We start from the raw sequence: 25,043 nt of genomic DNA on the forward strand, positions 1-25,043 counted from the left end.
CTGACTGGATATCGATTAGATAAACCCGGCAACAAAGTATGTCGTATTAATAACGGGCCGCCAAACAGCTTAAAACTTATAACTTAACTGGACAATCAGTGCTTCAACATCGGGATAGAGCTCCATATCATTGAGTATTCCCGGAATCACCGACTCGGTGTTGTCGTTGCTTTGCAGATAGTATTCCAGTCGCAGACTCAGCTCCTGCTCATTCCTCAGGGCCACCCCATATCGCATACCGATGGTCAGCGCCTGCATATTCCCCAACCGGTAATCGGCTGAGACATGATCGGGCAGGCTTTCGTCCTGTATGAAAAAACGCCGATAGAAATCCGCTTCACTTTGATCATAGTATCGGATATGCGGCTCCAGATATTGTCGGCCATCCAGCATCCAGCGGAAGCGCAGGTCGATGGTATGGGAGGTGATACCCCAGTCATCCCAGAAGTAGCGATAGGAGAGATCGAGGATATCCGTTTCAAATTGGTGCTTTACCTGCCAGTAAAGACTTTGCTTCTGGCGTGCATCCGGACGCTGCTCGTAGCGGTACTCCAACGGGCGCCCATCTTCGCCCACCACACTGACGATCTTGAAGGGATCAGTAAGATAGCCGGAAACATCACTGAATGAGTAACTTACCTGCATGATGGTCTTGCGATCGATCACCTGAGTAAGGCCGAATATCAGATCCAGGGTATCCTTGTTGTCCTCGCTGTCACCCCGGCTGGCGTTGAACTCGCTTCGATAATCCGCCTGCCCGTTATCGATGACCATGCTCGACAGGCCGATGGGGATATCGCCCTCCGGGCTTACCGTATCGTAGGCCAGAGAGAGCCCGGCATTCAGTGTGGTGTTGCGCTTGATGAAGTCCCTGGAGAGGTTGGCGTTGGCACTCAATGAACTGTAGTCATACTCGGTTGAGAAATTGACACCGAAAGCGGTTTTGTAATCCCGGTTGATTGGCTGTTCCCAACGGGAACTGAGAGCGAACCGGTTATCCCGAAAGGTATCATCCAGCGGCGTCTCTTCCGCCGAAGCGGTATAGACGCCTTTGCCTGAGGGTCGGGTAAAGGTCTGTGGCTGATCGCTGGGCGTTGCACCATTGGCCGAGGCCCCGCTCAAGGTGTCGAAAACAAATTTCAGATTCAGCGCCTTCTCTTCACCAAAATCCCGTGTGGCACTGATCACCGGCTCCACTGCAGTTACCCTGTCCACTTCGGAGTAGTAGAGTACCGCACTGTCGAAACTCCAATCCCCCTCCTCGCCCAGACTGTCGCTACAATTCACCCCAAGCAGGCCGCAGGTTGCCGCCGTCAAAGCATGGCGTATTTTTTTCGGCTTCTTCAATTGCACCCACAACCCCCTCCGGCAAAACCCCGGCCGCCGCTCGACGCCTCTTTACTGAAGTAGATATGGTCATCAAGACCGGCACTGATCGGATCCGAAATCAACTGCATCTCGGGTTTTGCAAGAACATTACGCTGCCAGGGTTCCACCCCCAGATTCGCACAACCTGTCAGTGGCAGCACTACAGCAAATGTCACCAGGAACAACTTTACCGACATACTCTCATCATCCTTATAACACCGTAGCAAAACGGGACCCGGACATTATGACAAAGTTATATTTAACAAATCTTAAGGCACAAGATTCAATGCCTGCCTGATCTCCGCCTCACGTTCGGCGGCTTGGGATCTAAAGAAACCGGTATGTTCGACAAGAAGCCTGCCATCCATACCGATCAGATAGGAGGCCGGCATGCCCTGAAGGTCGTAGCGTTTGGCCAATACCCCTTTCGGGTCAAAGTAAATGGTAAACTCGGCTGGTGTGTTGGTTAAAAACTGCTCCGCTTCTCTGCGTGCCTCATCGAGATTGATTCCAATAATCTCCAGACCGACGCCGTGATACTTTCGATGCATCTCATTCAACCAGGGAAAAGCTTCACGACAAGGACCACACCAGGAAGCCCAGAAATCGAGCAGTACCACCCTACCCCGGTATTGCTCGAGATCGAACGCCGATCTCTGCTTGTCTCTCCCCTGCGGTTGTGCCGCGTCTATCTCCGCAACGAAAAAAATCAGCAATGGGATCAGGGTGGCGACAATCAGAGAAGACTTGATGTGTCTCATATTTAAAGTCCAGACTGTTGCGGCTTTTAACAATGGATGAGTTCATTGCAGAACGTTAATTCTCATTCAGGGTACAAGCGGTATACAAAAGCCTGTTCACCTAAAATCCAATCCATCAGTAAACCGAGTAACGCCTATAAAGGTGCTATTCCAAAGTGATCTAGCCAGGTTAAAGTGGTTTTCTACAAATAACAATGCTTCGTCTAGTTTCTTTAAAGAAAACTTAATGAGCATCGCTTAAAAACAATCCCTCCAGGTAAGCCTCTTAAGAGCAAAAAAATAAAACAATGACCAGCAATTGAGACCGGCTAGTTACCCTGGTTATTATTCTCGTAAATGGTGGTGAATTTTAAAACGCTCCTATATACTCCGAGACACATTATTCAAGAAAATATAATCACAATCGTTTAATTGTCTCATGTCGATAAAGGAGTATTGTCATGCTGAAAAGGCTCTCCATCCATTTTTTGACACTGGCCAGCATTATCGGACTTGGCCTCTGGTTCACCACCGCATCCGCAGCCATTCTCTCGCCCGGCAGCAACATCACGCTCAACGGCACTACACTTGCCACTGATCCGAATCTCGCCGGCACCGTTGTGCATGAAAATCTGATCGGATTCACCTTAACCGACCCCAGTGGCGCCACACTTCTGACCGGCAACTATCTGGACAGAGTCATCAGATCTAACAATACCGATCAGCTTATTTTTTCTGGGCGTATTCAGGACCTGGCCAACGTAGGCAGTAGCAGTATGGGAGTACTTGACTGGTCCGTATCCGGTTTCGGTGGTTATCAGACCGATGTTGAATACCGCACGGATGACTTGTTAGGTGATATAGGCCCTGAAACAGCACTCAGATCAAGTGATGGCGACAACGTGATTTTCGATTTCTTCATAGAGTTGGAACCACCTGAGACGAGTCTACCCTCTTCCATAGCCACGGATGCCACGCTATTTGATCTAACCGGCACAGCCTTTCTGTCGCTTGAGAATCTCATTAGCGGTGAAGAGCTGGAAATCGAACTCGATGGTTTAGCCGCCCCCTCCGCCGTTCCTCTGCCAGCCGCCTTCTGGATGTTCGGCTCGGGACTGATCGGCCTGATCGGATTCCAGAGGCAACGCCGAAAGAGCTAATGGACTAAAGGCCGTCTGAAAAGCGGCCTGATCCGTTAATCACTTTTTCAACTTTTTCTTAAGCGCCTTTTTGGAGGCGCTTCTCTTCTTCCTGGTTACAGCCTTTTTCGCCAGCGATTTTTTCCCTGTTTGTTTCTTGGCTCTCTTTGCCGCTACCTTTTTCGCCTGGGTGGCCTTGGTCTTTTTCGTTGAGGTCTTTCTCTTGGCTGCCGCTGTTTTTTTACTTGGCGTCTTCCTGGCTGTTTTTACAACCCGCTTTTTCACTGTTTTCTTTGCAGCAGACTTTTTCTTAACCAGCGTGCTTCTACTACGCCTCTTCGTTGCCTGAAGCGGTTTTTTCACAACCTTCTTCTTTGATGGCGCGGCTTTTTTGCGGGTTGCAGATGGATTGCTTTTCTTGACGGTCTTTGCAACGGTTCCGGTTTTTACACTGACCTTTTTCTTTGACGGCGATGTCGGCTTACGCTTCTTGGTAGCAGATTTTTTCACAATCTTTGTGGTTGACCGACTCTTGGTTGCGACCTTTTTCCTTGTTTGCGTGGATTTTTTACGGCTTTCTACCGGCTTACCTCTCTTGCGGGATGATTTCTTGGCTGCTTTTACCGTGGCTTTGGCTTTACTGCTGAGTTTTTTCTTCTTCTTAACCTGAGCTGGCTTTTCAGCTGAGGCTTTTGCACGCTTCACTGCCGGCATGGCGCTTACCTTGGATTTGCGTTTCGGCTTGCTCGCTTTGGCTTTTTTTGTCTCGCTCGGTTTGGCGCTCTTCTGCGAGGGCTTATTCGAAGCTTTGGGTGCTTTAGCGGTTCGCTTTTTCTGCGCGGCCTTTTTTGAGGCCTGTTTGGATGGGCGCTTATCAGATTTCAGCGCTTCGGTAGCCCGTTTCTCATCCCTCCCCTGGGCTTTCTCCCCGGGTTCTCCCTGAGACTCTGTCTCAGCCTGCATCACGACCTGAGAACCTAACGTCTGCCCAGACTGGCCGACCCCACTATCCGCACTGGCTGAAGTTGCAGCGGTGGCACTACGGGCATCTTCAATCGCCTGGATCAAGTGCCCGAAAACCGCCTGAAGGCTTCCATTGCCATCCACCCGGACCAACCGGTCGCTTTTTTCATAGTGTGTGATGAGTGGCGCGATCAGGTGATCGAAAACATGAATCCGGTTGCTGACGGTCTCCTCATTGTCATCTGAACGCTGGTGCAGTCGGCCACCGCAAATATCACAGACCCCATCAACCGTGGGTGGATTGCGGTAGACATTATAGAGCTGACCGCAGCTGCGGCAGGTCCGCCTGCCAACCAGGCGCTCCATCAGGTGGTCATTATCGATATCGATCAATAGCACCAGATCCAGCGGCTGACCAATCTCCTGCAAAAGCTCATCCAGGGTGAGTGCCTGTAACAGGTTTCTGGGAAATCCGTCGAGAATGAAGCCATCCGCCATGGCTGGAAGCAGCAGCTGCTCCCGTAACAGCCCAAGAATGATATCTTCCGTTACAACCCGTCCCGCATCCTGCAGCGCCTTCACCTCCAGGCCCAGCTGGCTCTCTTCAGTGATCGCCTGCTTGAGTAAGTCACCCGTGGTTACGATGGCGAGACCAAGTTTTTCTGCCAACAGAGCGGACTGGGTTCTCTTACCGGCCCCAGGCGCCCCGAGTATCACGATACGCATTCCTTACAACTCCCCCTTGGCCAGATCACATTATCGTATAATCCTTTGCTAAACAGCGTCTTACATCACCTGATCCTATTTGAACCGGGAACGTGGACAATGCCTGATTAGCTGCACTATACATAGAAATTATGGTTGTTAGTTAAACCTTGGCCCTGGGCACAAAGGACGTCTATCGCATGATACATAGGCTCTACAAATCAAAAAGATGGTCGAATTGCCAAGCTGCGTTCACTGATACCAACTGACTAACAATTAAGAAATTCCATGGCTCCATCCAACTTTTGGATTAGCCGAATCTGGTTCGCTTGGTTAAGCTAATCCAAGATTTCCCGTAAAGTCAACGGACTTTACCAACCAGACACGAGGATTCTGGCACTCTGGAGCAACAGGAATGACTCAAAAGAGGCGTGACTCGCAGGCAATGGGCAGCCTGCAGCCGTCCCACCGAACTGAGCCATTCATGAGCCCCCTATCCTTGGAGATTGAAAGACAGCCCCGGCGCGTGTTGAAGCGTGGAATGCGTGATCCAAACCGGCTGTGGCCCTGCTACGAAGCCATTCTGACGGCCCGCGGCACGCCAATAACCAAGGCAGAATCGGGATACCGCGGTCTGGTCAGTATGTACTAAAAGGGTCGATTAGATTATTCTTCTCTGCCTCAGGAAGTGACTGCATGCAGAGTAACCTCATGTCTGAAATACCAGACATTACAGATTCTGAGCTCTGGATCATCGAAACCACATTGACCGAGCGATATGGTTGCAAGGTGGAGACACAGATCGCAGACGCTGAGATCCGTCTGATGCCATCAGACCGGGAGCTGAGCAGCTGCCCGGCCACCTATTGGAATCAGGAGGGGTGTAACTTCATCATTTTCAAAACCGGCAGCCGAAAATACCGCTGCCAGTTCTTTTACCGTGGGTATCAGCAGTACGGTACCGGGGTGCGCGAATACGACGACCTGACAGAATGTGTGGTGTCACTGCTTCAGGCCCAAGCGGATCATTCGGCTCGGGAAAAAGGTGATATCTAAACGACCGAATAAATTTAAAAATATCGCAATATCAATAACATAAGGGGATCATCAATGACAGCAAAAAATGCATTCTATGCTCAATCAGGAGGCGTTACCGCAGTAATCAACGCTTCCGCCAGCGGTGTGATAGAAACAGCTCGTAAACATCCTGACCAGATTGCTAATGTCTACGCCGGCCGCAACGGCATCATCGGCGCACTCACCGAAGATCTGATCGATACCAGCCAGGAGTCTGCAGAAGATATCGCGGCACTCAAGCACACCCCCTCCGGCGGTTTCGGCTCCTGCCGTTTCAAACTAAAGAGTCTGGAAGACAACAAGCGCGAATATGAGCGTCTGATCGAAATCTTCAAAGCCCACAACATTGGCTACTTCTTCTACAACGGCGGCGGCGACTCTGCCGATACCTGCTACAAGGTATCCCAACTCTCTGAAAAAATGGGCTTTCCTGTACAGGCCATCCATGTCCCGAAAACCGTCGACAACGATCTGCCGATCACCGACAACTGCCCAGGCTTCGGATCTGTAGCCAAATACATCGCCGTCTCCACGCTGGAGGCCTCCTACGATGTTCGCTCCATGGCAGCCACCTCCACCAAGATCTTCGTTATCGAGGTGATGGGTCGCCATGCGGGCTGGATTGCCGCCGCAGGTGGATTGGTCGAAGACCAGGGTATCCCGGTTGTGATACTGTTTCCTGAAATCGAATTCGATCAGGAGAAGTTCCTTGCCAATGTGGATGCTAAGGTTAAGGAGTTCGGATACTGCACCATCGTGGTATCCGAGGGCTGCCACTGGCCCGACGGCAAGTTCCTCGCCGAACAGGGTACCCGGGACGCCTTCGGCCATGCCCAGTTGGGCGGCGCCGCACCCGTTGTCGCCAATATGATCAAAGATGCCCTGGGACACAAATTCCACTGGGCGGTTGCCGACTACCTGCAACGGGCTGCCCGCCATCTCGCTTCCGAATCTGACGTGGAACAGGCCTATGCCCTGGGACAGGCGGCTGTGGAGAAGGCTCTGCAGGGTAAAAACTCCATCATGCCCACCGTGGTTCGAGAATCCTCCACCCCATATAAGTGGTCCATCGGTGAAGCACCGCTCAGTGAAGTCGCCAATGTGGAAAAAATGATGCCGATGGAGTTCATCACTGAGGATGGCTTCGGTATCACAGAGGCTTGTAAAGAGTATCTCTACCCATTGATTAAAGGGGAGGCCTACCCCCCATACCTGGATAACGGCATGCCTGATTATGTCACCATGAAAGGGGTAGCCGTACCAAAAAAACTCGACGTTTTCGAACTATAGATAACGACAAACAGGGGCTGCTTCAGCCCCTTTTTCATGCTCAGCAACCGGAAACGATTGTCCCGGAGATTCAATCGTAGTGGAGGCCGGTCAATGCGGGGCAAACGAAATGCATCAAGTTTTATTTTTTAATATCTCAGGAGGATCTACAAAGTGAATACAGAACTGATCTTTGCCCTAGCCTGTGCGGTAGCCGCACTGGCTTACGGCTTCATATCCGTTAAATGGATTCTCGCGCAGCCGGAAGGCAACGAAAGAATGCGTGAGATTGCCGGCGCTGTACAGGAAGGCGCTCAAGCCTATTTGAACCGCCAGTACACGGCGATCGGCTTTGTCGGTATCGTGGTTTTGGTGGTGATCTACTTCGGCCTCGATAGTGCCACCGCCATTGGATTTGCGATTGGCGCCATCTTCTCAGGTCTGGCGGGCTATATCGGCATGAACATCTCGGTTCGCTCCAACCTGCGTACCGCTGAAGCGGCCCACAACGGTATCAATGCCGCACTCCAGGTCGCCTTCCGTGGCGGCGCCATCACCGGTATGCTGGTGGTTGGTCTGGCGCTGCTGGGTGTTGCCGGATACTACTATATCCTGAACATGATGGGTGTCTCCGACAGCCAGGCGCTGCATGCCCTGGTCGGCCTCGCCTTCGGCGGCTCACTGATCTCCATTTTCGCCCGATTGGGTGGCGGCATCTTCACCAAGGGTGCGGATGTAGGCGCCGACATCGTCGGTAAGGTTGAGGCCGGTATCCCGGAGGATGATCCACGCAACCCAGCCGTTATCGCCGACAACGTGGGTGACAACGTGGGTGACTGTGCCGGTATGGCTGCGGATCTGTTCGAGACCTATGCGGTAACCGTGGTTGCCACCATGCTGCTTGGCAGTCTGCTGGTCACCGGCGTCGGCAATGAGGCCGTCATCTATCCGCTGGTGCTGGGTGGTGTCTCCATCATCGCCTCTGTCATCGGCACCTACTTCGTCCGAGCCAAGGACAGCGATACCAACGTGATGCCCGCCCTATACAAGGGGCTGATTGTCGCGGGGGTACTAGCCGCCGTCGCCTTCTACTACGTCACAGACTACATGATGGGCAATGTGGTGCTGACCACCGGTGATAGCACGGTATCCGATCCGGTCATGGCGCTGTTCGGCTCGGCCATGATCGGCCTGGTTTTGACCGCTGCCATGGTAGTCATCACCGAGTACTACACCTCCACGGAGTACACTCCGGTGCGCTACATCGCGGAAGCCTCCACCACCGGTGACGGCACCAATGTCATCGCCGGCCTGGGTATTTCGATGAAATCCACCGCCGCCCCGGTGCTGGTGATCTGCGCGGCCATCTGGGGCGCCTATGATATGGCTGGCCTCTACGGTATCGCTGTGGCAGCCACCTCAATGCTCTCCATGACCGGCATCATCGTCGCCCTCGATGCCTACGGTCCGATTACCGACAACGCCGGTGGCATCGCTGAGATGGCCGAGCTGGACGAGAAGATCCGTAACATCACCGATCCGCTGGATGCGGTTGGCAATACCACCAAAGCGGTCACCAAGGGCTATGCCATCGGCTCCGCCGGTCTGGCTGCTCTGGTGCTGTTTGCCGACTACACCCACAGCCTGGAGACCCACACCGGTACTGCGATCAGCTTCGACCTCTCCAATCATATGGTCCTGATCGGCCTGTTGATTGGCGGACTGGTACCCTTCCTGTTCGGCGCCATGGCGATGGAGGCCGTAGGGCGTGCGGCAGGTGGTATCGTCAACGAGGTACGTCGTCAGTTTCGTGAGAAACCGGGCATCATGGACCACAGCGAGAAACCGGAGTATGGCAATGCTGTGGACATGCTGACCAAAGCAGCGATCAAGGAGATGATCATCCCTTCACTGCTGCCGATTGCCGTACCACTGCTGGTTGGTCTGCTCCTCGGTGCGCAAGCCCTGGGTGGCCTGCTGATCGGCACCATTGTCACCGGCCTGTTCGTGGCCATCTCAATGACTGCTGGTGGCGGAGCCTGGGACAATGCGAAAAAGTACATCGAAGATGGTAATTTCGGTGGTAAAGGGTCTGATGCCCATAAGGCGGCCGTTACCGGCGATACCGTCGGCGACCCCTACAAAGATACCGCCGGTCCTGCGATCAATCCGTTGATCAAGATCATCAACATTGTCGCCCTGTTGATTGTGCCGCTTCTTTAGCAGAGCACTGTAACAAACCTTCAAGGGGAGCCTCGGCTCCCCTTTTTTACAGCCCAAGACCATTATGTAATTATGGTTATACCTCAAAGCCTTTAAGCAGACTGCTTTGCCTTATACATTCCGCAGCCATCTCATTGAAAATTCAAGACTTACCGATGCCTGTCAAGAAATTCTGACTATCCCTTGCCAGACGCTTAACCATCGCAAGCACGGCATACCAACCAACCAGTCACCCTGGTCAGGATAATCTATTCGGCAGTCTGACCCTCGGGTCGTGCCAACTGCCAGGCTTATACTGGACACCTGCTCTGGTAATCCGTACCCTTCACATCTCACACACCACCGGCCCACTGGCTGGATTCGATCACTGCTGTATTTCACTGCAAGGTAAGACAAATGAACCTAGACCGTGTCTCTTCAGGAAAGAGTATTCCTGACGAAATCAACGTCATTATTGAAATCCCCTCAAACGCCGACCCTGTCAAATATGAAGTGGACAAGGAGACCGGTGCGATGTTCGTCGACCGCATCCTGCGCACCGCCATGCACTACCCGGCCAACTACGGTTACATTCCCCATACCTTGTCAGATGACGGCGATCCCTGTGATGTGATGGTCCCTACGGCATTTCCACTGATACCCGGTTCCGTGATCCGCTGTCGCCCTGTCGCGGTATTGAAAATGACTGACGAATCAGGGGATGACGCCAAAGTGGTCGCGGTACCCGTGGACGATGTCTCAAGCCGCTGGACTCACGTAAAATCCTACCAGGATATGCCGGAAGAGCTGATGGAGCGGATTGCCCATTTCTTTGAACACTACAAGGACCTCGATGAGGGCAAATGGGTTCGTGTATCCGGCTGGGAAGGCGCTGAAGCGGCGAAGGAAGAGGTCAGCAACTCGGTCAAGATGTTCCAGGATGCACCGGAAAAACCACACTTTTAAATCGGTCATGGTGCCAAGCTTTCTACCCCGGAGTGAAGTATGAAGGTCTGTATCGTATCTGACAGTCATGACCATATTCCGCTGCTGGATGCGGCAGTGGAGTCGGCCAAGGCCGATGGCGCTGAAGCGGTACTTCACTGTGGTGACGTCGTTGCCCCGAGCACCCTCCACTGCCTGCAGAAATACGGCCTGCCAGTGCATGTGATTCACGGCAACAACAGCGGTGATCTCTATACCCTGGCGCGGTTGGCCAATAATGATGACAGCCATATCCACTACCACGGCATGGATGCCGGGGTGGAGCTGGCCGGCAGGAAGATCTTCCTGGTCCACTATCCCCACTACGCAAAGGCCATGGCGGCTACCGGTGACTGGGATCTGGTCTGTTGCGGACACAGCCATAAGCTGAGTTTCGAAACAGTCACCAATATCACAGGCGGCATCACGCATCTGGTCAACCCCGGAACGATCGGCGGTGTGGGAAAATCACCGGCCACCTTTGTCATGGCAAATCTGCAGGAGATGACCTTCGAGGCCCGGGAGGTTTCCAAACAGATTGAGTTGGAGGGGGGTTACTGATGGCGGAATTCACCCATTTCAACGCCTCTGGCGAGGCCCATATGGTGGATGTTGGTGACAAGGCCTCAACCCGCAGAAAAGCGGTCACCGAGGGCCACATCTCCATGCAGCCGGAGACGCTCGAAATGATCGTTGAAGGTCGTCACAAGAAGGGGGATGTCCTGGGTATCGCCCGGGTAGCCGGTATTATGGCGGCGAAGCGGGCACCAGACCTGATTCCCCTCTGCCACCCATTGTCGATTACCAAGGTCGAGATCGACCTGCAAGCCGATCGGGAGAGCAGCACCATCCACTGCCGTACCCATGTCGAGACCATTGGGCAGACCGGTGTCGAGATTGAAGCGCTCTGTGCCACCCAGATTGCCTTGTTGACCATCTATGACATGTGTAAAGCGGTGGACCGTGGTATGGCAATCCACCAGGTTCGGCTGATGGAGAAGAGTGGCGGAAAATCAGGAACCTGGGAAAGGACTGATTAAAGTTTATTTGTTACCTGCCGTTTATGTTTGTGCATTTACGTGAAGCCTGTCACAATCTAACGCTGCTGAGTTGACAGACTATTAGTAACTTTCTGAGTAGTAAGGATGCACAAATGGGTAAATTCGTAGAGTGGTCCGATACCTTAAGCGTCGGTATCGAAGAGATCGATGAACAGCATAAGATGCTGGTCGATCTGGTCAACAAAATGCATGAGGCGATTCATCAACGTCACGGCAGTGATGTGGTGAAAAGCATCCTGACTGATCTCGCAGATTACACTCGCATCCATTTTGCCGTGGAAGAGAGTTTGATGCGCATCCTCAACTATCCTGGCTATGAAGAGCATAAGGAGGTTCACGAGGAGTTGTTAGCATCTGTCGCGGATCTGCTGGATAAAGTAGCTGCCGGCAAGACCGCCATCGGTTTTGAACTGATGCACTTCCTCAAGACTTGGCTGACCAAACACATCATGGAAGAGGATATGCAGTACAGCGGCTTCTTCCTGCAGGCAGGCGCCCAACCGAAACTGGGTAAAAAATCCTGGATTCAACGACTCTGGGGCTAGTTGCCTAACACCCATACAGGCTAAAATTGAGGGTTCATTGAGCCTAGGAAGACCATGAACCCTTATTACCACCGGGCCCACTTTCTCAAAAGTGCCGCCAAACTCTCCCAATCCCCCATCGACCAGGGCTACGAAATCGCTTTTGCCGGCCGCTCCAATGCAGGTAAATCCAGCGCTCTGAACACGCTTTGCAACCAGAAATCCCTGGCACGTACCAGTAAAACACCGGGCAGGACCCAGTTGTTGAATTATTTTGAGCTGGATGAGCAGCGCCGTCTGGTCGATCTACCCGGTTACGGCTATGCAAAGGTGGCTGAGTCCATCAAAAAGCAGTGGCAACAGAATCTGGCCAACTACATCGAGCACCGCCAATGCCTGAAAGGCCTGATCCTGCTGATGGATATCCGTCACCCCCTGACACCCTTCGACCTGCAGATGCTGCAGTGGAATACCCATCACGGCCTGCCTACCCACGTCCTGCTGACCAAGGCGGACAAGCTGAAAACCGGTGCCGCAAAGAGTACCCAGCTGAAAGTGGAACGCAGCCTGAACGATCATCCGGAAATAACCGTACAGCGCTTCTCCTCACTCAAAAAACAGGGCATAGACGAATGCCATCGGGTGCTGGATATCTGGCTTGAGCTGGATCAGGAATAGGCTGCTAAAAAAGTGGCCCCATCAGCCTAAGGGGAGAGACTGATGGGGCCGGATCTTCCCGGATGGGGTCACCGGGAAGGGGTGGGTCGCAAAGGGAGGAAAAGCGACCCGTGCCGTACGACTTACAGAACCTCTGACTGGGCTGCCCGGAAAAAGTTCAGCAACCTACTCAACTATTTTGCATCTCCCTCAATGGGCCTCGTCCCAATTGTCACCCACACCGACATCCACCAGGAGCGGCACATCGAGTAGCGCTGCCCCCTGCATACGCTCCGTCAGCACAGCCTTAGCCTCCTCCAGATACCCCGGATCGACCTCGAAGACCAACTCATCGTGTACCTGCATCAACATCTGTAGCGGCGGTTTCTCCCCTTCGATCCACTGATCGACCGAGAGCATGGCCCGTTTGATGATATCCGCCGCTGTCCCCTGCATGGGCGCATTGATGGCGGTGCGTTCAGCGGCAGTGCGGCGTTGATGATTGCGGGCGTTGATATCGGGCAGATAGAGGCGCCGACCGAACAGGGTCTCCACATAGCCCTGCTGATGAGCCTGTTCACGGATTCGATCCATAAACTCAGCCACGCCGGGGTAGCGATCGAAATAGAGGTCGACATACTCCTGGGCCGCCTTCCGCTCGATACCCAGCTGTCGTGCCAGACCGAAGGCCGACATGCCGTAGATCAAGCCGAAATTGATCGCTTTGGCAGAACGGCGCTGCTCTGAACTCACCTGCTCCAGGTCGGTGCCGAATACCTCTGCTGCGGTAGCGGTATGGATGTCCTTACCCTCTGAGAAGGCCTGTAACAGCCCCTGATCCTGTGACAGATGGGCCATGATGCGCAGTTCAATCTGGGAATAGTCGGCCGCCACCATTTTCCAGCCGGCTTGAGGCACAAAGGCCTGTCGGATACGACGCCCCTCCTCGCTGCGAATCGGGATATTCTGCAGATTCGGGTCGGTTGAGGAGAGTCTGCCGGTGGCGGCGACAGCCTGATGATAGGAGGTATGCACCCTTCCTGTGGTCGGATTGACCATCTCGGGCAGCTTGTCGGTGTAGGTGGATTTCAGTTTTGCCAATCCCCGGTGTTGCAGGATCACCGACGGCAGTTCATGCCCCTGATGGGCCAACTCGACCAACACCGACTCGGCGGTGGAGGGGGCCCCTTTCGGGGTTTTGCTGATCACCGGCAGCTGCAGTTCATTGAAAAAAACCTCACCGATCTGTTTCGGCGAGCCCAGATTGAAGTTGTGCCCGGCCAGACTGTAGGCCTGCTGCTCCAGCTCATGAAGCTGCCGGGCAAAAGCGTCACTCTGCCCGCGCAGCATCGTGCTATCGACACTGACCCCGTTACGCTCAATGCGTGAGAGCACCGGAACCAGAGCCACCTCCAGTTCATTGAACAGCTTAGTTAGTGAAGACTCACTTTCGAGTTTCGGCCAGATTTCCTGGTGCAACCTTAAGGTTATATCCGCATCTTCGGCCGCGTATGGCGAGGCCTGATCCAGCTCGATCTGATTGAAGGTGAGCTGTTTTTTGCCCTTCCCGGCGATATCCTCAAAGTGGATCGTGGCATGGTTCAGGTAGTTTTTCGCCAACGAATCCATATCGTGGCGGGTTGCCGTGGAATTGAGCACATAGGACTCCAGCATGGTGTCAAAGGCGATACCCTGCATCTGGATGCCATAGCGGGCCAGCACGCTCATGTCGTATTTCAGATTCTGACCCACCTTTTTCTGCTCAGGGTCCTCCAGCAGTGGCTTGAACTGTTCCAACACCCAGTCCAGAGGAAGCTGCTCAGGAGCACCCGGATAGTCATGGGCGAGGGGCACATAAGCCGCCTCACCAGGCGTGATGGCAAAGGAGATACCCACCAGCTCGGCCTGCATGTAGTCGAGGCTGGTGGTCTCCGTGTCAAAGGCGAACAGTTCACTCGAACTGAGACGCTTCAGCCATTTGAGCAGCTCCCCTTGGCTGAGAATGGTCTGATAATCGACCTCGACAGCGGGCTCTGACTCCGCTTGCGGCGCCTCCTGGTCGGTACCCTCAAGGCTTGCCAGCAGCCGGCTGGACTCCATGCGCTGAAAATGGCTTCTGAGCAGAGCTGTATTCTGCTCACCAATGCTGTGATCCGTGGGTGCCTGATCCAGCGCCACATCCAGTTTAATTGTCGCCAGCTTTCTCGATAATGGCAGCTGTTCTAGACTGGAACGAAGATTTTCGCCGATTTTGCCGCCAATTTCCTCTGCATGCCTGATCAGCTCATCCAGGGTTTCATAGCTTTTAAGCCATTTTGCTGCGGTTTTCGGACCACATTTCGGCACCCCCGGGATATTGTCCGCACTGTCCCCTACCAGGGCCAGATAGTCGATAATCTGGTCCGGCCTGACACCGAATTTATCCACTACTCCCCGCTCATCCGTGGTGGTCTCGGACATGGTGTTGACCAGGCTTACTGAAGGATTGACCAACTGAGCCATATCCTTGTCTCCCGTGGAGATCACCGTCTCCAAGCCGGCTTCCGTCGCTTGCACAGCCAGGGTGCCGATCACATCATCCGCCTCCACACCGTCCACCATCACCAGCGGCAGCCCCATGGCCTGAACAATTTCATGTAGGGGTTCGATCTGACAACGCAGATCTTCCGGCATCGGTGGCCGGTTGGCTTTGTAGTCGGGATAGAGCTCATTGCGGAAACTGCCTCCCGGTGCGTCGAAGACCACCGCCATATAGTGCGGCTGATAATCACCGATCAGACGACGCAGCATGTTGAGCACCCCGACGATCGCCCCTGTCGGCTCCCCCTGTGAGTTACTGAGGTCAGGTAGGGCGTGGTAGGCCCGAAACAGGTAGGAGGATCCATCAACCAGAACAAATGGCGGCTTTTCTGACATAACTTATTGTTTATCCTATGAATACTTTATCATGAAAGGCGATCCAGGCTGCTCATGTTAGCGGAAAACAGGCGGCTTTGTCGCCTTTCCATAAGCTTTAACCAAGCCTCGGCAACAAATCCTTACTATTTTTCTTGGTCTTTATCCGGATCTGATCTATCTTTAAATGCGTGGGGCACAAAAACCCAATAAAACGACCACGAAAAATACAACCACCACCACTGGAGAATACCAATGCCTGAGATGAATCCTATGGCTGTGGAGAACAGCAATACGCCCGAGGGCTTCGAGGATTGGACTGAGGAACAAGCTATTAAGCTTGCTGCCGAAGAGAATATCGAACTGACCGATGCCCATTGGGAAGTGATCCACTTCCTACGCAGTCACTGCGAACAGAATGGCGCCACCTGTAGCGCCAGACTGGTACTCAAAGCGATGACCGGACAGGTCAAAGACCGGGGTGGCAAGAAATATCTGTACAGCCTCTTCCCTAGAGGGCCGGTTGTTCAGGCCTGCAAGATTGCCGGCATTCCCCTGCCGCCCTATTCACTCGATCTCTCATTTGGCAGCGTGCACTGATCCGCCAATCTCTCGTGAGGGGCTGGTACAGCCCCTCCCCACCTCCCAATTCCCAACCTACAACGGCCCAACAGCAATGGCTGGGCTCAAACTCATCCGTTCTGGTGCCAGGCTGAACATTGCCGCTACAATAAACCAGAGCTGATCTCCGCAGCAAAACAGAAAGCATTCAACCATACGGAAGTAACTCACCAGTTTGCGGGTGAGATCAGAGGTCGTATGCTGTTACTTTGCACTGGAGCGCATTGATTTCGCGATGCGTGGACTTTCACATAGGGAAACCTGACACTGATCGATATCAATGCAGTGCGCCTAATTACCTCCACTATCCGTGTATCCATTACGGCGGCACAAGTCATTGCCTGCCTCATCTTGCTGACTGGTGTCGGATTGCAGGCGAACGCAGCAACTCCAACACCCCAGCCTCTCGACCGCCCGCTGATCGGGCTTGTGCTAAGCGGTGGTGGTGCAAGGGGGGCGTCGCATATCGGTGTACTGAAAGTACTCGAAGCGCTCCGCATCCCCATCGATGTAATAACCGGCACCAGCATGGGCGCCATCGTCGGTGGCATGTATGCCTATGGCTATACGGTGGAAGAGATTGAGCAACTTCTGGCTGAAACCGATTGGGAGGCCTCATTTCAGGATCAACCCCCCAGGCAGAACCGGAGCTTTCGCCGCAAACAGGATGATTACGACTTCCTCATCAAACAGGAAGCCGGCATTGAAGACTGGAACCTCGTCATCCCGAAAGGACTGCTCCAGGGTCAGCAACTTAGCCTCAGACTTAAATCACTGACTCTGCTGGCGCCAGAAGATTTCGATCTGCTGCCAATCAGATTTCGTGCTGTCGGCGCCGATATAGAGAGCGGTGAAGCGGTCACTCTGGCGAACGGCACTCTCTCAACCGCGATGCTGGCGAGCATGGCAATCCCCGGTGTTTTTGCACCAGTCGATTGGCACGGCCGGTTACTGGTCGACGGCGGGTTCGCCAATAACCTGCCAGTTCAGCAAGCCCTTGATCTGGGCGCCGACAGATTGATCGTGGTTGATCTCAGTACCAAGCCGCAAAGTCGGGAAGGGCTTTCATCACCACTGAGCATACTCAACCAGATTCTGGGCTTTTCCATACTGAGCAATACGCAACAGCAACTGGATAAACTCACCGACAAGGATATTTTGATAAAGCCGGACCTAGGCAACCACTCGTCCACTGACTTCTGGCGTGCCGCTGAAATGATCGACAACGGCATTACCGCCGCAAACCAAATGGCGCAGCAGCTGGCACAACTCTCTCTACCGGAAGAGTTGTATGCCGCACACATGGCCTCACTCCGACAAAGGGAGAGCGCAGCGCCGGTTATCGACCAGATCAGCTTCGAAAACCATTCGCCGCTGAGCACGAATGTACTGCAGGCAAACATTTCGGCAAGCGAGGGTGAAAAACTCAATATCGCGAAACTGGAGGAGGAGATCAATCAGCTGTATGGCATGAACATCTTTGAACGGGTCGATTACAATCTTCTGCAGAAGGATCAACAAAACGAATTGAAGATTCGTGCAACAGAAAAGGAGTGGGGACCTAACTACTTAAGATTCGGCCTGACCATGGAGACCAATTTTGATGGATCCGGGATTTTCAATCTAGCCTCAAGCCACACGATGACACCCATCAACACTATGGGAGGCGAGTGGCGTACAGAAGTGCAGATCGGCCATGATCAGCGGATCACCACAGAGCTGTATCAACCCATCGACAATAACCTCAGATACTATTTTCGATCCTTGCTTGGTTACTACGAAACCCATGCCGGGGTATTTGACTCCGGTCAGCAGGTGGCTGATCTGAATGTGAACTACTCCAATTTTTTACTCGCCGGTGGACGTCAATTTGGCAATTGGGGCCAGCTCGAGATTGGCGCGTATGCAGGCTCAGGTGATGTAAGTCCATACATTGGCGACCTGTCGACTGCCTCGGAAGACATCAAATTCGGCACTTGGGTAGTAACCTTTACTTACGACCAATTGGATAGCATCAATTTTCCCCGTCACGGGCTGATGGCGAACCTATCCTGGTCGGCCAGCAGAGATGAGCTTGGGGCTGAGGAAGAGTATGACACATTCAATATCAATGGCCTGTGGGCAAATACCTGGAACAAGAATACCCTTATGCTGTGGGCTGGCGCTGCCGGAGTGACCAATACAGAAGGACCGGTAAACACTGGATTTTCCATCGGTGGTCTGTTCAATCTCTCCGGCTATCATGAATCAGAACTCGCCGGGCGTTACGCCGGACTCATACGATTGATCTATTTAAGAGAACTGGGCGACAGTCGATCGGTTTTGAAAATACCGGTCTATGCGGGAGTCTCGTTAGAAGCTGGCAATGTCTGGGATGAGCGGGATGATATCGCCATGGATACATTAAGAACGGCAGGCAGCATCACCCTATCGATGGATTCGCCACTTGGCCCGATATACCTGGCACGGGGTTTTGCAGAAAATGGCCGTACTGAAAATTACCTATACCTGGGTCGTACCTTTTCGTTTTTCTGAATCGCTTGCTTGCCGATTTCGACTATCGGATTTCATGGCAGAAAAATGTTCATGACAACAGATGCCCGGCGGCTTGATCCGCCGAGTTCAGTCCGGCTTGAGCCTCGATTGAATTTTCAACAATTGTGTTTTTAAACGCCACCGGTTGCCGGGATTACCATACTCCCTGCACTTGGTCGTTTACGGATTGCAGGCGGCCCCGCCTCCAGACTCGCCAGTGTCATCGGACCGACGATGCCATCGACCGCCAATCGACGACTTGCCTGATATTGTCTGACCCGACTATCCGTCTTCGGCCCGAAGATACCGTCGACCCAAAGCGGGGGAGGGGGCATTCGTGCATTCAGCAGATTCTGCACATAGGCGACGGCCAGGCCTGACGTACCTTTTTGCGGATATTTTTTTCTACCGTAGTGCTGGTTACCTTTATTCCCCAGGTCAGGTAGATCTGCCTTTTCCATCGTTTCTCTCCTTGCGGGTATCGATTTTATTAGCCAGCCAGCAAAGCTTTGAGCCAAAACAAGCAGAAGTGTTATAGCGGCAATAATTCTCTTCTTGTGTGATTCAAGCTGAATATCTTTTCAGCAATACAGATCACTTTGTCAGCCTATTGATCATAAGAATATATGATAGTGTTCAATAAAAAAGGTGAATAAGACATCAAGGAAAATGTGTAATATTTACTTTTTAGAATAGGAATCTAGAAGCGCGTACTGATCAGACCATGAATTTCAAGACGCTCAGCCTTTTGTGGTGCAGACGATCATAGGTTGATCGTTTTCAGGCTGACTACCTGTTCGATCCAAGGCAAAGGGGTATTGCTTCTGTTCTAAGGCCTGTTGGGGCGGGAAAATTATCGGCCGTCCACTACTTGCACCAGCGATCAACATCCGCCTTTAACCGCTGCATATGACTTTTACGTTCAGCCTCACTGAGATAACTCCTATCCCCATCCTTCTTATAGTTGTAAATTCCACGAGCCCTGTTGTGTGAGTTATATCTGTCTTTGGCATAGATACATTTTTTCTTTCTTTTTTCCCGCTCTTGTTTTGCTTTCTGCTTGGCCTCTTTCTTTTCGCTACGCTCCTCTTCAAACGCATCGAGCATTTTGCGCATCTTCTGCTGTCGTTGCTGTGGGGAGTCGCCAGTGGAACCGGAGGAGGGGGTCTGTTTAATCTTCACCTCGGTGGAAGATTCGGAAACGGGGCGATCACTGAAATGGACCCGTCCATGTTCATCGGTCCACTTATAGACACCCGCATAGAGACTGTGCGAGAAAATGGCGCTGATCACGACGGCCCGAAGCAATACATTCATTGTCAAATCCTTGAAATAGTTTCTTAAGTATCCTGTACCAAACCTTTGCAGAAATCCATTCGCTATTGCGGCTGATGGGTGGCCATCCAACAAACCTCTGACTGAACTCTATTTCAGGCCGATGTTGCAATCCAGCCGCCCGATCCTCTGAATTATTCGCTTTGCGCATAAGTCCGTTAAAAGCCGGGATGACGAAGAATGGGTTAAACCGTTGTTGCTGAAATAGACTATCAAAAAAACCGCCGGGAACATATTAACCGGCATGAGTGGCCTTCATTGGCGCACTTGAGGAGCAAAAAAAGGGCGCCGAAGCGCCCTTTTTACCTTGTAGTCAATCCCATCAATATGAGATTAGAGTCCGGACCCACGACTACCCGTGAATTCCGGATAGGCTTCCATGCCGCATTCCCCGAGGTCGACGCCTTCGTACTCCTCCTCTTCGCTGACACGGATACCCATGACCGCTTTGAGGACCAGCCATACGATGAAGCTGGCGATGAAAGTCCAGGCGAAGATCACGCCGAGACCCAGGAACTGTGCACCGAAGGTGGCGTCGGTATTGGAGAAAGGCACGGCGATCAGGCCCCACATGCCAACCACACCATGCACCGAGATCGCACCAACAGGATCGTCGATCTTGATTTTATCCATGGTGATGATGGAGAAGACAACCAGGATACCGCCGATGGCGCCAACAATGGTTGCCCAGAGTGGGGTCGGCGCAAGAGGCTCAGCCGTGATCGCCACCAGGCCGGCCAGAGCACCATTCAATGCCATGGTCAGATCAGCCTTGCCGAACAGGGCGCGGGCAGTCAACAGGGCTGCGATCACACCACCGGCCGCCGCCGCATTGGTGTTGACGAATACGGCAGCTACCGCATTGGCCTCACCGATGTCAGAGATTTTCAGTTCGGATCCGCCGTTGAAGCCGAACCAGCCCAACCAGAGAATGAAGGTACCCAGGGTCGCCAGCGGCATGTTGGCGCCGGGTATGGCATTAACCCGACCGTCAGCGGAGTATTTACCCTTACGAGCGCCGAGCAGGATGACACCGGCCAGAGCGGCAGCCGCACCACACAGATGCACCACACCGGAACCGGCGAAGTCATTGAAGCCGGCCGCATCCAGGAAACCGCCGCCCCACTTCCAGTAGCCCTGCAGAGGATAGATCACACCAGTCATCGCCACAGCGAAGACCAGGAATGCCCACAGCTTCATACGCTCAGCCACGGCACCGGAAACGATCGACATGGCGGTAGCCACGAAGACCACCTGAAAGAAGAAGTCTGACATACCGGAATAGTAGGTATCGCCATTGCTGGCCAGCACGTCTTCAACACTGTTGTCGCCACCGAACATGAAGCTCAGATCCAGCGCAGGGATGATGCCGTTGCCGTCAGCCGGGTACATGATGTTGTAGCCCATCAGCATGTACATGATACAGGCGATGGCAAACAGGGCGACGTTTTTGGTTAGGATTTCAGCAGTGTTCTTAGCTCGGACCAGACCGGCCTCGAGCATGGCGAAACCTGCTGCCATCCACATTACGAGTGCACCTGACACCAGAAAATAGAAGGTGTCCAGTGCGTAGCTTAAATGTGTAATCGCTTCCACGATACTCTCCAGAAAGTAGTTACAAATCGGTTACAGTGCTTCAGAACCGGTTTCACCAGTACGCACACGGACCACCTGTTCCAGCGCGGTGACGAAGATCTTGCCGTCACCAATCTTGCCGGTCTTGGAGGCATTGGTAATGGCCTCGACAACCTGGTCGACAATGCTGTCATCCACCGCGATCTCAACTTTGATCTTGGGCAGAAAATCGACCACGTACTCGGCGCCACGGTAGAGTTCGGTATGACCCTTTTGCCGTCCGAATCCTTTCACTTCGGTGACGGTTATGCCGGCTACACCGACGTCAGAGAGTGCTTCTCTGACATCATCAAGCTTGAATGGCTTGATGATTGCGGAAATCATTTTCATGCTGTTACTCCTCAGTTATCTGGTCCGCCCGTAGGCGGACATATGATTAGTCACGAAAAAAGGATCACTAGAACTCTTTCGAGTAAGAGACGAAGAAACGCATATCGGAGTCTTCACCCGGGGCGTCGGTATCATCCAGGTCGGTGTCAGAGAGACTGAAGGTCACATCACCGAAGTCACCGGCTGACTTGCTCACGTCGATTTGATAGTGGGTGTAGTCATCGGCATCGTCATCACCGTCGCCATCAGGTTCGACAAAACCAACGGTCAGGCCAATAGAAAAGTCTTCGGGAAGATCGAAGCTACCGCCGATGTAGAAATAGAGATCCTCTTCAACGGCCTCGACGGCATCTTCAGCAGAAATCACATAGGCGACACCGGCTGAGAGGAAATTCCATCCCACATTGGCATTGACTTCAGCGAAATCAGACTCTGAATCACTTGAGTAGGAGTAGTAAATCAGACCAGCGTCATAGCTGACGCCAGAGATTTCACCGCCATAACCACCATAGAAATCCAACTCGTAATCATCCCAAGCCTCTGAGATCCAGGTACCGGCATAGAGGCCGCTATCGTGAGCATAATCAACACCACCGGAGAAAGCGGTACTGTTGGCAGATTGGGTCAGACCACGCCATATATAGTTACTGGTGACACCGATATTGGCACTGATTTCAGCGGCAGCGACAGATGACAGCCCCAGCATAGCAACACCACAGGCCAGAGCGATTTTGTTCATTTTCATGGTTCTAAATTCCTCTACTAAACGATCATGACAAAGTTAAAATTTTGGGTTCAGCTAACTCGTGTATTAAGCCGAATGTGACATTTACCAATCAGACTTCGTGCCAACCATTGCAACACACTGTTATTCAAGAGTATTTTTCAATTAATCGCTTTTTTGTTACAGCCAGGTAAAAAAGTCGTGCCTTATTTGGATTCACAAAAAGCGGGCATGCACTGCTCTGGTGCACCAATGCAGTGCAGAGAATTCAATCTGAGAGCGGGTTCACAACAGCGTCTCGTCAGAGCCACACAGAGCGAAACCGTTGCAATAAAGCGACACTAAATCCGACTCAGAGGGCCTCTGGACAAGCGGACCAACACTGGCTATTGTCTGCTGCATGATAGATTCAAAACTGATTGACGATCTGGCCCAACGGCTCTCAAACACCCTGCCTGCAGGCATTCAAAGCATGCAGGGGGATGTGATGAAAAACCTGCGTGCCGGCCTCGAGTCCGGACTGGCCAGGCTCGACCTGGTCAGCCGAGAGGAGTTCGAGGTGCAGGCCGCTGTCTTATCCCGCACACGGGAGAAGCTGAAAAGGCTGGAGGAACAGGTCAAAGCGTTGGAAGAACAACAGCGCTGAATTGCCCGATTCTGTCGCCCTGTCAAACCGACAGGAAAACTCGGAAAAGATTTACGCACCATTTTTGTCACGTCGATACCGGAACCATCGACCTGCTACGCCATGCAAGGAAGCCATGTCACTCGCCATACTTTATTCCCGCGCCCAGGAGGGCATCAACTCACCCCTGGTAACTGTTGAGGTCCATCTCGCCAATGGTCTGCCTGCACTCTCCATCGTCGGCCTGCCGGAGATGGCAGTGCGGGAGAGCAAGGATCGTGTCAGGGGTGCACTGATCAACAGTCAGTTCGAATTTCCCGCCCGCCGCATCACCATCAATCTGGCTCCGGCCGACCTGCCGAAAGAGGGGGGACGCTTCGATCTGCCGATCGCCCTGGGCATTCTCGCCGCCTCCGGGCAGATCCCGAAACAGGCTCTGGATCAGTATGAGTTTGCCGGCGAGCTGGCCCTCTCGGGTCAGTTGCGTCGGGTACACGGCATCCTACCCGCTGCCCTGGCAGCCCGGGATGCGAAGCGTGCACTGATTCTGGCCGAAGATAACGCGGAGGAAGCCGCTCTGGTCGAGGGTCTGACCTGCCAGCCCGCCGACCATCTGTTACAGGTCTGCGCTCACCTAAAAGGCCTGGAGACTCTACCGACCCAGCAAAAGGCCCTCGTCGAGTCGACACCCGAGCTGCCCGATATGGCTGACGTTATCGGTCAACAGCAAGCGAAACGAGCGCTGGAGATCTCAGCGGCCGGTGCTCACTCTCTACTCTATATCGGTCCGCCCGGAACCGGGAAGTCGATGCTGGCCGCCAGACTGCCCGGGATCCTGCCACCGATGACCGAACAGGAGGCCCTGGAGAGTGCGGCGATACGCTCACTCGCCCAGCAACAGCCGTTTGATTCGAGCTGCTGGAGCCAGCGACCTTTCCGGGCTCCGCACCACACCGCCTCTGCGGTGGCGCTGGTCGGTGGTGGCAGCCATCCAAAACCGGGCGAGATCTCCCTGGCCCACCATGGGGTGCTGTTTCTCGATGAGCTGCCCGAGTATGACCGGCGTGTACTGGAGGTGCTGCGTGAACCGATGGAGAATGGCTCGATCACCATCTCCCGGGCCAATCGTCAGGCCGACTACCCGGCCCGCTTCCAACTGCTCGCCGCCATGAACCCCTGCCCCTGCGGCCATCTGGGAGACGGCAGCAACCGTTGCCACTGCACCATCGAACAGATCAGCCGCTATCGAAACCGCATATCAGGCCCGTTGCTGGACCGCATCGATATGCATGTGGAAGTCCCCAGACAACCGATCCCGATCGGTGGCACACAGAGCAACCATCGGGAGGAGGGGAGTGAGCAGATTCAAGCCCGTATCCTGGCCGCCAGGAGACGCCAGTATGAAAGACAGGGAAAGACCAATCAGGCCCTTGCCGGGAGTGATATCGAGACCCATATCCGCATCGACGGGGCAGGGCAGAAACTGCTGCAGAAGGCGGTCGATCAACTGGGGCTCTCGATGCGAGCCTATCACCGTATTATCAAGGTAGCCCGCACCATTGCCGATATCGAAGCCAGCCCGGAGATCCTCACCCAGCATCTGAGTGAGGCGATCGGATACCGGCGGCTGGACCGAAGACAGGAATACTGAGCA

24 protein-coding genes are annotated in these 25,043 nt (G+C 53.4%); 14 read left to right on the forward strand and 10 right to left on the reverse strand.

Annotated features, from left to right (window positions below; translation table 11 throughout):
- Nucleotides 1-69: 69 nt before the first annotated feature.
- The 3 genes from AC4IE8_RS09700 to AC4IE8_RS09710 all read right to left on the reverse strand — a co-directional run bounded on the left by AC4IE8_RS09700 (nucleotide 70) and on the right by AC4IE8_RS09710 (nucleotide 2,129).
- The gene (locus AC4IE8_RS09700; protein ID WP_490790902.1) at nucleotides 70-1,353 is read right to left on the reverse strand and encodes a DUF3570 domain-containing protein; all 1,284 of its coding nucleotides are present in this window, start codon (nucleotides 1,351-1,353) and stop codon (nucleotides 70-72) included.
- Entirely contained in the window at nucleotides 1,344-1,565 is a 222-nt protein-coding gene (locus AC4IE8_RS09705; RefSeq protein WP_068994670.1) for a DUF4266 domain-containing protein, read from the reverse strand. The genes AC4IE8_RS09700 and AC4IE8_RS09705 overlap by 10 nt, the downstream gene beginning before the upstream one ends.
- Before the next feature lie 72 nt (nucleotides 1,566-1,637).
- The gene (locus AC4IE8_RS09710) at nucleotides 1,638-2,129 is read right to left on the reverse strand and encodes a redoxin domain-containing protein (RefSeq protein ID WP_071892811.1); all 492 of its coding nucleotides are present in this window, start codon (nucleotides 2,127-2,129) and stop codon (nucleotides 1,638-1,640) included.
- 440 nt (nucleotides 2,130-2,569) lie between these two features.
- Between AC4IE8_RS09710 and AC4IE8_RS09715 the strand changes: the two genes are divergently transcribed.
- Nucleotides 2,570-3,268: a VPLPA-CTERM sorting domain-containing protein gene (locus tag AC4IE8_RS09715; protein WP_490790903.1), complete on the forward strand. Its 699-nt coding sequence runs from the start codon at nucleotides 2,570-2,572 to the stop codon at nucleotides 3,266-3,268.
- Nucleotides 3,269-3,307: 39 nt separating this feature from the next.
- On the opposite strand, the gene AC4IE8_RS09720 is transcribed toward AC4IE8_RS09715, so the two are convergent.
- Complete coding sequence (locus AC4IE8_RS09720; protein ID WP_068994672.1) at nucleotides 3,308-4,936, reverse strand: adenylate kinase family protein; 1,629 nt, start codon at nucleotides 4,934-4,936, stop codon at nucleotides 3,308-3,310.
- A 463-nt stretch (nucleotides 4,937-5,399) separates the two neighbouring features.
- Here AC4IE8_RS09720 and AC4IE8_RS09725 point away from each other — a divergent pair, with 463 nt between their 5' ends.
- The 9 genes from AC4IE8_RS09725 (at nucleotide 5,400) to yihA (ending at nucleotide 12,710) form a co-directional block, all read left to right on the forward strand.
- Nucleotides 5,400-5,567 (forward strand): hypothetical protein, encoded by a 168-nt coding sequence (locus AC4IE8_RS09725; protein WP_490790904.1) that lies wholly within the window; start codon nucleotides 5,400-5,402, stop codon nucleotides 5,565-5,567.
- A gap of 59 nt (nucleotides 5,568-5,626) precedes the next feature.
- Complete coding sequence (locus AC4IE8_RS09730; protein WP_068994674.1) at nucleotides 5,627-5,971, forward strand: hypothetical protein; 345 nt, start codon at nucleotides 5,627-5,629, stop codon at nucleotides 5,969-5,971.
- 54 nt (nucleotides 5,972-6,025) lie between these two features.
- Complete coding sequence (locus AC4IE8_RS09735; protein WP_490790905.1) at nucleotides 6,026-7,282, forward strand: 6-phosphofructokinase; 1,257 nt, start codon at nucleotides 6,026-6,028, stop codon at nucleotides 7,280-7,282.
- Nucleotides 7,283-7,435: 153 nt separating this feature from the next.
- Nucleotides 7,436-9,484: a sodium-translocating pyrophosphatase gene (locus AC4IE8_RS09740; RefSeq protein ID WP_068994676.1), complete on the forward strand. Its 2,049-nt coding sequence runs from the start codon at nucleotides 7,436-7,438 to the stop codon at nucleotides 9,482-9,484.
- A 396-nt stretch (nucleotides 9,485-9,880) separates the two neighbouring features.
- Nucleotides 9,881-10,429, forward strand: a complete 549-nt coding sequence (gene ppa / locus AC4IE8_RS09745; RefSeq protein ID WP_068994677.1) for an inorganic diphosphatase — start codon at nucleotides 9,881-9,883, stop codon at nucleotides 10,427-10,429.
- A gap of 39 nt (nucleotides 10,430-10,468) precedes the next feature.
- A complete protein-coding gene (locus tag AC4IE8_RS09750) occupies nucleotides 10,469-11,008 on the forward strand; it encodes a YfcE family phosphodiesterase (RefSeq protein WP_068994678.1) in 540 nt (179 codons plus the stop codon).
- A complete protein-coding gene (moaC, locus tag AC4IE8_RS09755; RefSeq protein WP_068994679.1) occupies nucleotides 11,008-11,487 on the forward strand; it encodes a cyclic pyranopterin monophosphate synthase MoaC in 480 nt (159 codons plus the stop codon). Before AC4IE8_RS09750 ends, moaC begins: the two co-directional genes overlap by 1 nt.
- A 113-nt stretch (nucleotides 11,488-11,600) precedes the next feature.
- Nucleotides 11,601-12,053 carry a bacteriohemerythrin gene (locus tag AC4IE8_RS09760; RefSeq protein WP_068994680.1) on the forward strand — a complete coding sequence of 151 codons (453 nt, stop codon included), beginning with the start codon at nucleotides 11,601-11,603 and terminating at the stop codon, nucleotides 12,051-12,053.
- A gap of 54 nt (nucleotides 12,054-12,107) precedes the next feature.
- Nucleotides 12,108-12,710 (forward strand): ribosome biogenesis GTP-binding protein YihA/YsxC, encoded by a 603-nt coding sequence (yihA, locus tag AC4IE8_RS09765; RefSeq protein WP_068994681.1) that lies wholly within the window; start codon nucleotides 12,108-12,110, stop codon nucleotides 12,708-12,710.
- Nucleotides 12,711-12,899: 189 nt separating this feature from the next.
- On the opposite strand, the gene polA is transcribed toward yihA, so the two are convergent.
- Nucleotides 12,900-15,605 carry a DNA polymerase I gene (gene polA / locus AC4IE8_RS09770; protein ID WP_490790906.1) on the reverse strand — a complete coding sequence of 902 codons (2,706 nt, stop codon included), beginning with the start codon at nucleotides 15,603-15,605 and terminating at the stop codon, nucleotides 12,900-12,902.
- A 234-nt stretch (nucleotides 15,606-15,839) separates the two neighbouring features.
- Here polA and AC4IE8_RS09775 point away from each other — a divergent pair, with 234 nt between their 5' ends.
- Both AC4IE8_RS09775 and AC4IE8_RS09780 read left to right on the forward strand, forming a co-directional pair.
- Entirely contained in the window at nucleotides 15,840-16,184 is a 345-nt protein-coding gene (locus AC4IE8_RS09775) for a TusE/DsrC/DsvC family sulfur relay protein (protein WP_068994683.1), read from the forward strand.
- A 306-nt stretch (nucleotides 16,185-16,490) separates the two neighbouring features.
- Nucleotides 16,491-18,740 (forward strand): patatin-like phospholipase family protein, encoded by a 2,250-nt coding sequence (locus tag AC4IE8_RS09780; RefSeq protein ID WP_490790907.1) that lies wholly within the window; start codon nucleotides 16,491-16,493, stop codon nucleotides 18,738-18,740.
- A gap of 131 nt (nucleotides 18,741-18,871) precedes the next feature.
- On the opposite strand, the gene AC4IE8_RS09785 is transcribed toward AC4IE8_RS09780, so the two are convergent.
- The 5 genes from AC4IE8_RS09785 to AC4IE8_RS09805 form a co-directional block, all read right to left on the reverse strand.
- Nucleotides 18,872-19,201 (reverse strand): peptidoglycan-binding domain-containing protein, encoded by a 330-nt coding sequence (locus AC4IE8_RS09785; protein WP_068994684.1) that lies wholly within the window; start codon nucleotides 19,199-19,201, stop codon nucleotides 18,872-18,874.
- A 406-nt stretch (nucleotides 19,202-19,607) separates the two neighbouring features.
- A complete protein-coding gene (locus AC4IE8_RS09790) occupies nucleotides 19,608-20,057 on the reverse strand; it encodes a DUF4124 domain-containing protein (protein WP_068994685.1) in 450 nt (149 codons plus the stop codon).
- Between the two features lie 351 nt (nucleotides 20,058-20,408).
- Nucleotides 20,409-21,671 carry an ammonium transporter gene (locus AC4IE8_RS09795; protein WP_068994686.1) on the reverse strand — a complete coding sequence of 421 codons (1,263 nt, stop codon included), beginning with the start codon at nucleotides 21,669-21,671 and terminating at the stop codon, nucleotides 20,409-20,411.
- 30 nt (nucleotides 21,672-21,701) lie between these two features.
- Nucleotides 21,702-22,040, reverse strand: a complete 339-nt coding sequence (locus tag AC4IE8_RS09800) for a P-II family nitrogen regulator (protein ID WP_068994687.1) — start codon at nucleotides 22,038-22,040, stop codon at nucleotides 21,702-21,704.
- A 67-nt stretch (nucleotides 22,041-22,107) separates the two neighbouring features.
- Nucleotides 22,108-22,785: a TorF family putative porin gene (locus AC4IE8_RS09805; RefSeq protein ID WP_068994688.1), complete on the reverse strand. Its 678-nt coding sequence runs from the start codon at nucleotides 22,783-22,785 to the stop codon at nucleotides 22,108-22,110.
- A gap of 379 nt (nucleotides 22,786-23,164) precedes the next feature.
- Between AC4IE8_RS09805 and ubiK the strand changes: the two genes are divergently transcribed.
- The gene (gene ubiK / locus AC4IE8_RS09810; protein WP_068994689.1) at nucleotides 23,165-23,410 is read left to right on the forward strand and encodes a ubiquinone biosynthesis accessory factor UbiK; all 246 of its coding nucleotides are present in this window, start codon (nucleotides 23,165-23,167) and stop codon (nucleotides 23,408-23,410) included.
- 115 nt (nucleotides 23,411-23,525) lie between these two features.
- The gene (locus tag AC4IE8_RS09815; protein ID WP_490790908.1) at nucleotides 23,526-25,040 is read left to right on the forward strand and encodes a YifB family Mg chelatase-like AAA ATPase; all 1,515 of its coding nucleotides are present in this window, start codon (nucleotides 23,526-23,528) and stop codon (nucleotides 25,038-25,040) included.
- Nucleotides 25,041-25,043 lie beyond the last annotated feature (3 nt).

Source organism: Candidatus Thiodiazotropha sp. AKAK2, from assembly GCF_058244685.1.

Coding starts and splice junctions, on each gene's coding strand:
- AC4IE8_RS09725 (WP_490790904.1), top strand. CDS start 5,400: ATGAGCCCCCTATCCTTGGAGATTGAAAGACAGCCCCGGCGCGTGTTG.
- yihA (WP_068994681.1), top strand. CDS start 12,108: ATGAACCCTTATTACCACCGGGCCCACTTTCTCAAAAGTGCCGCCAAA.
- AC4IE8_RS09815 (WP_490790908.1), top strand. CDS start 23,526: ATGTCACTCGCCATACTTTATTCCCGCGCCCAGGAGGGCATCAACTCA.
- AC4IE8_RS09800 (WP_068994687.1), bottom strand. CDS start 22,040: ATGAAAATGATTTCCGCAATCATCAAGCCATTCAAGCTTGATGATGTC.
- AC4IE8_RS09720 (WP_068994672.1), bottom strand. CDS start 4,936: ATGCGTATCGTGATACTCGGGGCGCCTGGGGCCGGTAAGAGAACCCAG.
- AC4IE8_RS09715 (WP_490790903.1), top strand. CDS start 2,570: ATGCTGAAAAGGCTCTCCATCCATTTTTTGACACTGGCCAGCATTATC.
- AC4IE8_RS09710 (WP_071892811.1), bottom strand. CDS start 2,129: ATGAGACACATCAAGTCTTCTCTGATTGTCGCCACCCTGATCCCATTG.
- AC4IE8_RS09705 (WP_068994670.1), bottom strand. CDS start 1,565: ATGTCGGTAAAGTTGTTCCTGGTGACATTTGCTGTAGTGCTGCCACTG.
- AC4IE8_RS09775 (WP_068994683.1), top strand. CDS start 15,840: ATGCCTGAGATGAATCCTATGGCTGTGGAGAACAGCAATACGCCCGAG.
- AC4IE8_RS09785 (WP_068994684.1), bottom strand. CDS start 19,201: ATGGAAAAGGCAGATCTACCTGACCTGGGGAATAAAGGTAACCAGCAC.
- polA (WP_490790906.1), bottom strand. CDS start 15,605: ATGTCAGAAAAGCCGCCATTTGTTCTGGTTGATGGATCCTCCTACCTG.
- ubiK (WP_068994689.1), top strand. CDS start 23,165: ATGATAGATTCAAAACTGATTGACGATCTGGCCCAACGGCTCTCAAAC.
- ppa (WP_068994677.1), top strand. CDS start 9,881: ATGAACCTAGACCGTGTCTCTTCAGGAAAGAGTATTCCTGACGAAATC.
- AC4IE8_RS09735 (WP_490790905.1), top strand. CDS start 6,026: ATGACAGCAAAAAATGCATTCTATGCTCAATCAGGAGGCGTTACCGCA.
- AC4IE8_RS09750 (WP_068994678.1), top strand. CDS start 10,469: ATGAAGGTCTGTATCGTATCTGACAGTCATGACCATATTCCGCTGCTG.
- AC4IE8_RS09730 (WP_068994674.1), top strand. CDS start 5,627: ATGTCTGAAATACCAGACATTACAGATTCTGAGCTCTGGATCATCGAA.
- moaC (WP_068994679.1), top strand. CDS start 11,008: ATGGCGGAATTCACCCATTTCAACGCCTCTGGCGAGGCCCATATGGTG.
- AC4IE8_RS09805 (WP_068994688.1), bottom strand. CDS start 22,785: ATGAAAATGAACAAAATCGCTCTGGCCTGTGGTGTTGCTATGCTGGGG.
- AC4IE8_RS09760 (WP_068994680.1), top strand. CDS start 11,601: ATGGGTAAATTCGTAGAGTGGTCCGATACCTTAAGCGTCGGTATCGAA.
- AC4IE8_RS09790 (WP_068994685.1), bottom strand. CDS start 20,057: ATGAATGTATTGCTTCGGGCCGTCGTGATCAGCGCCATTTTCTCGCAC.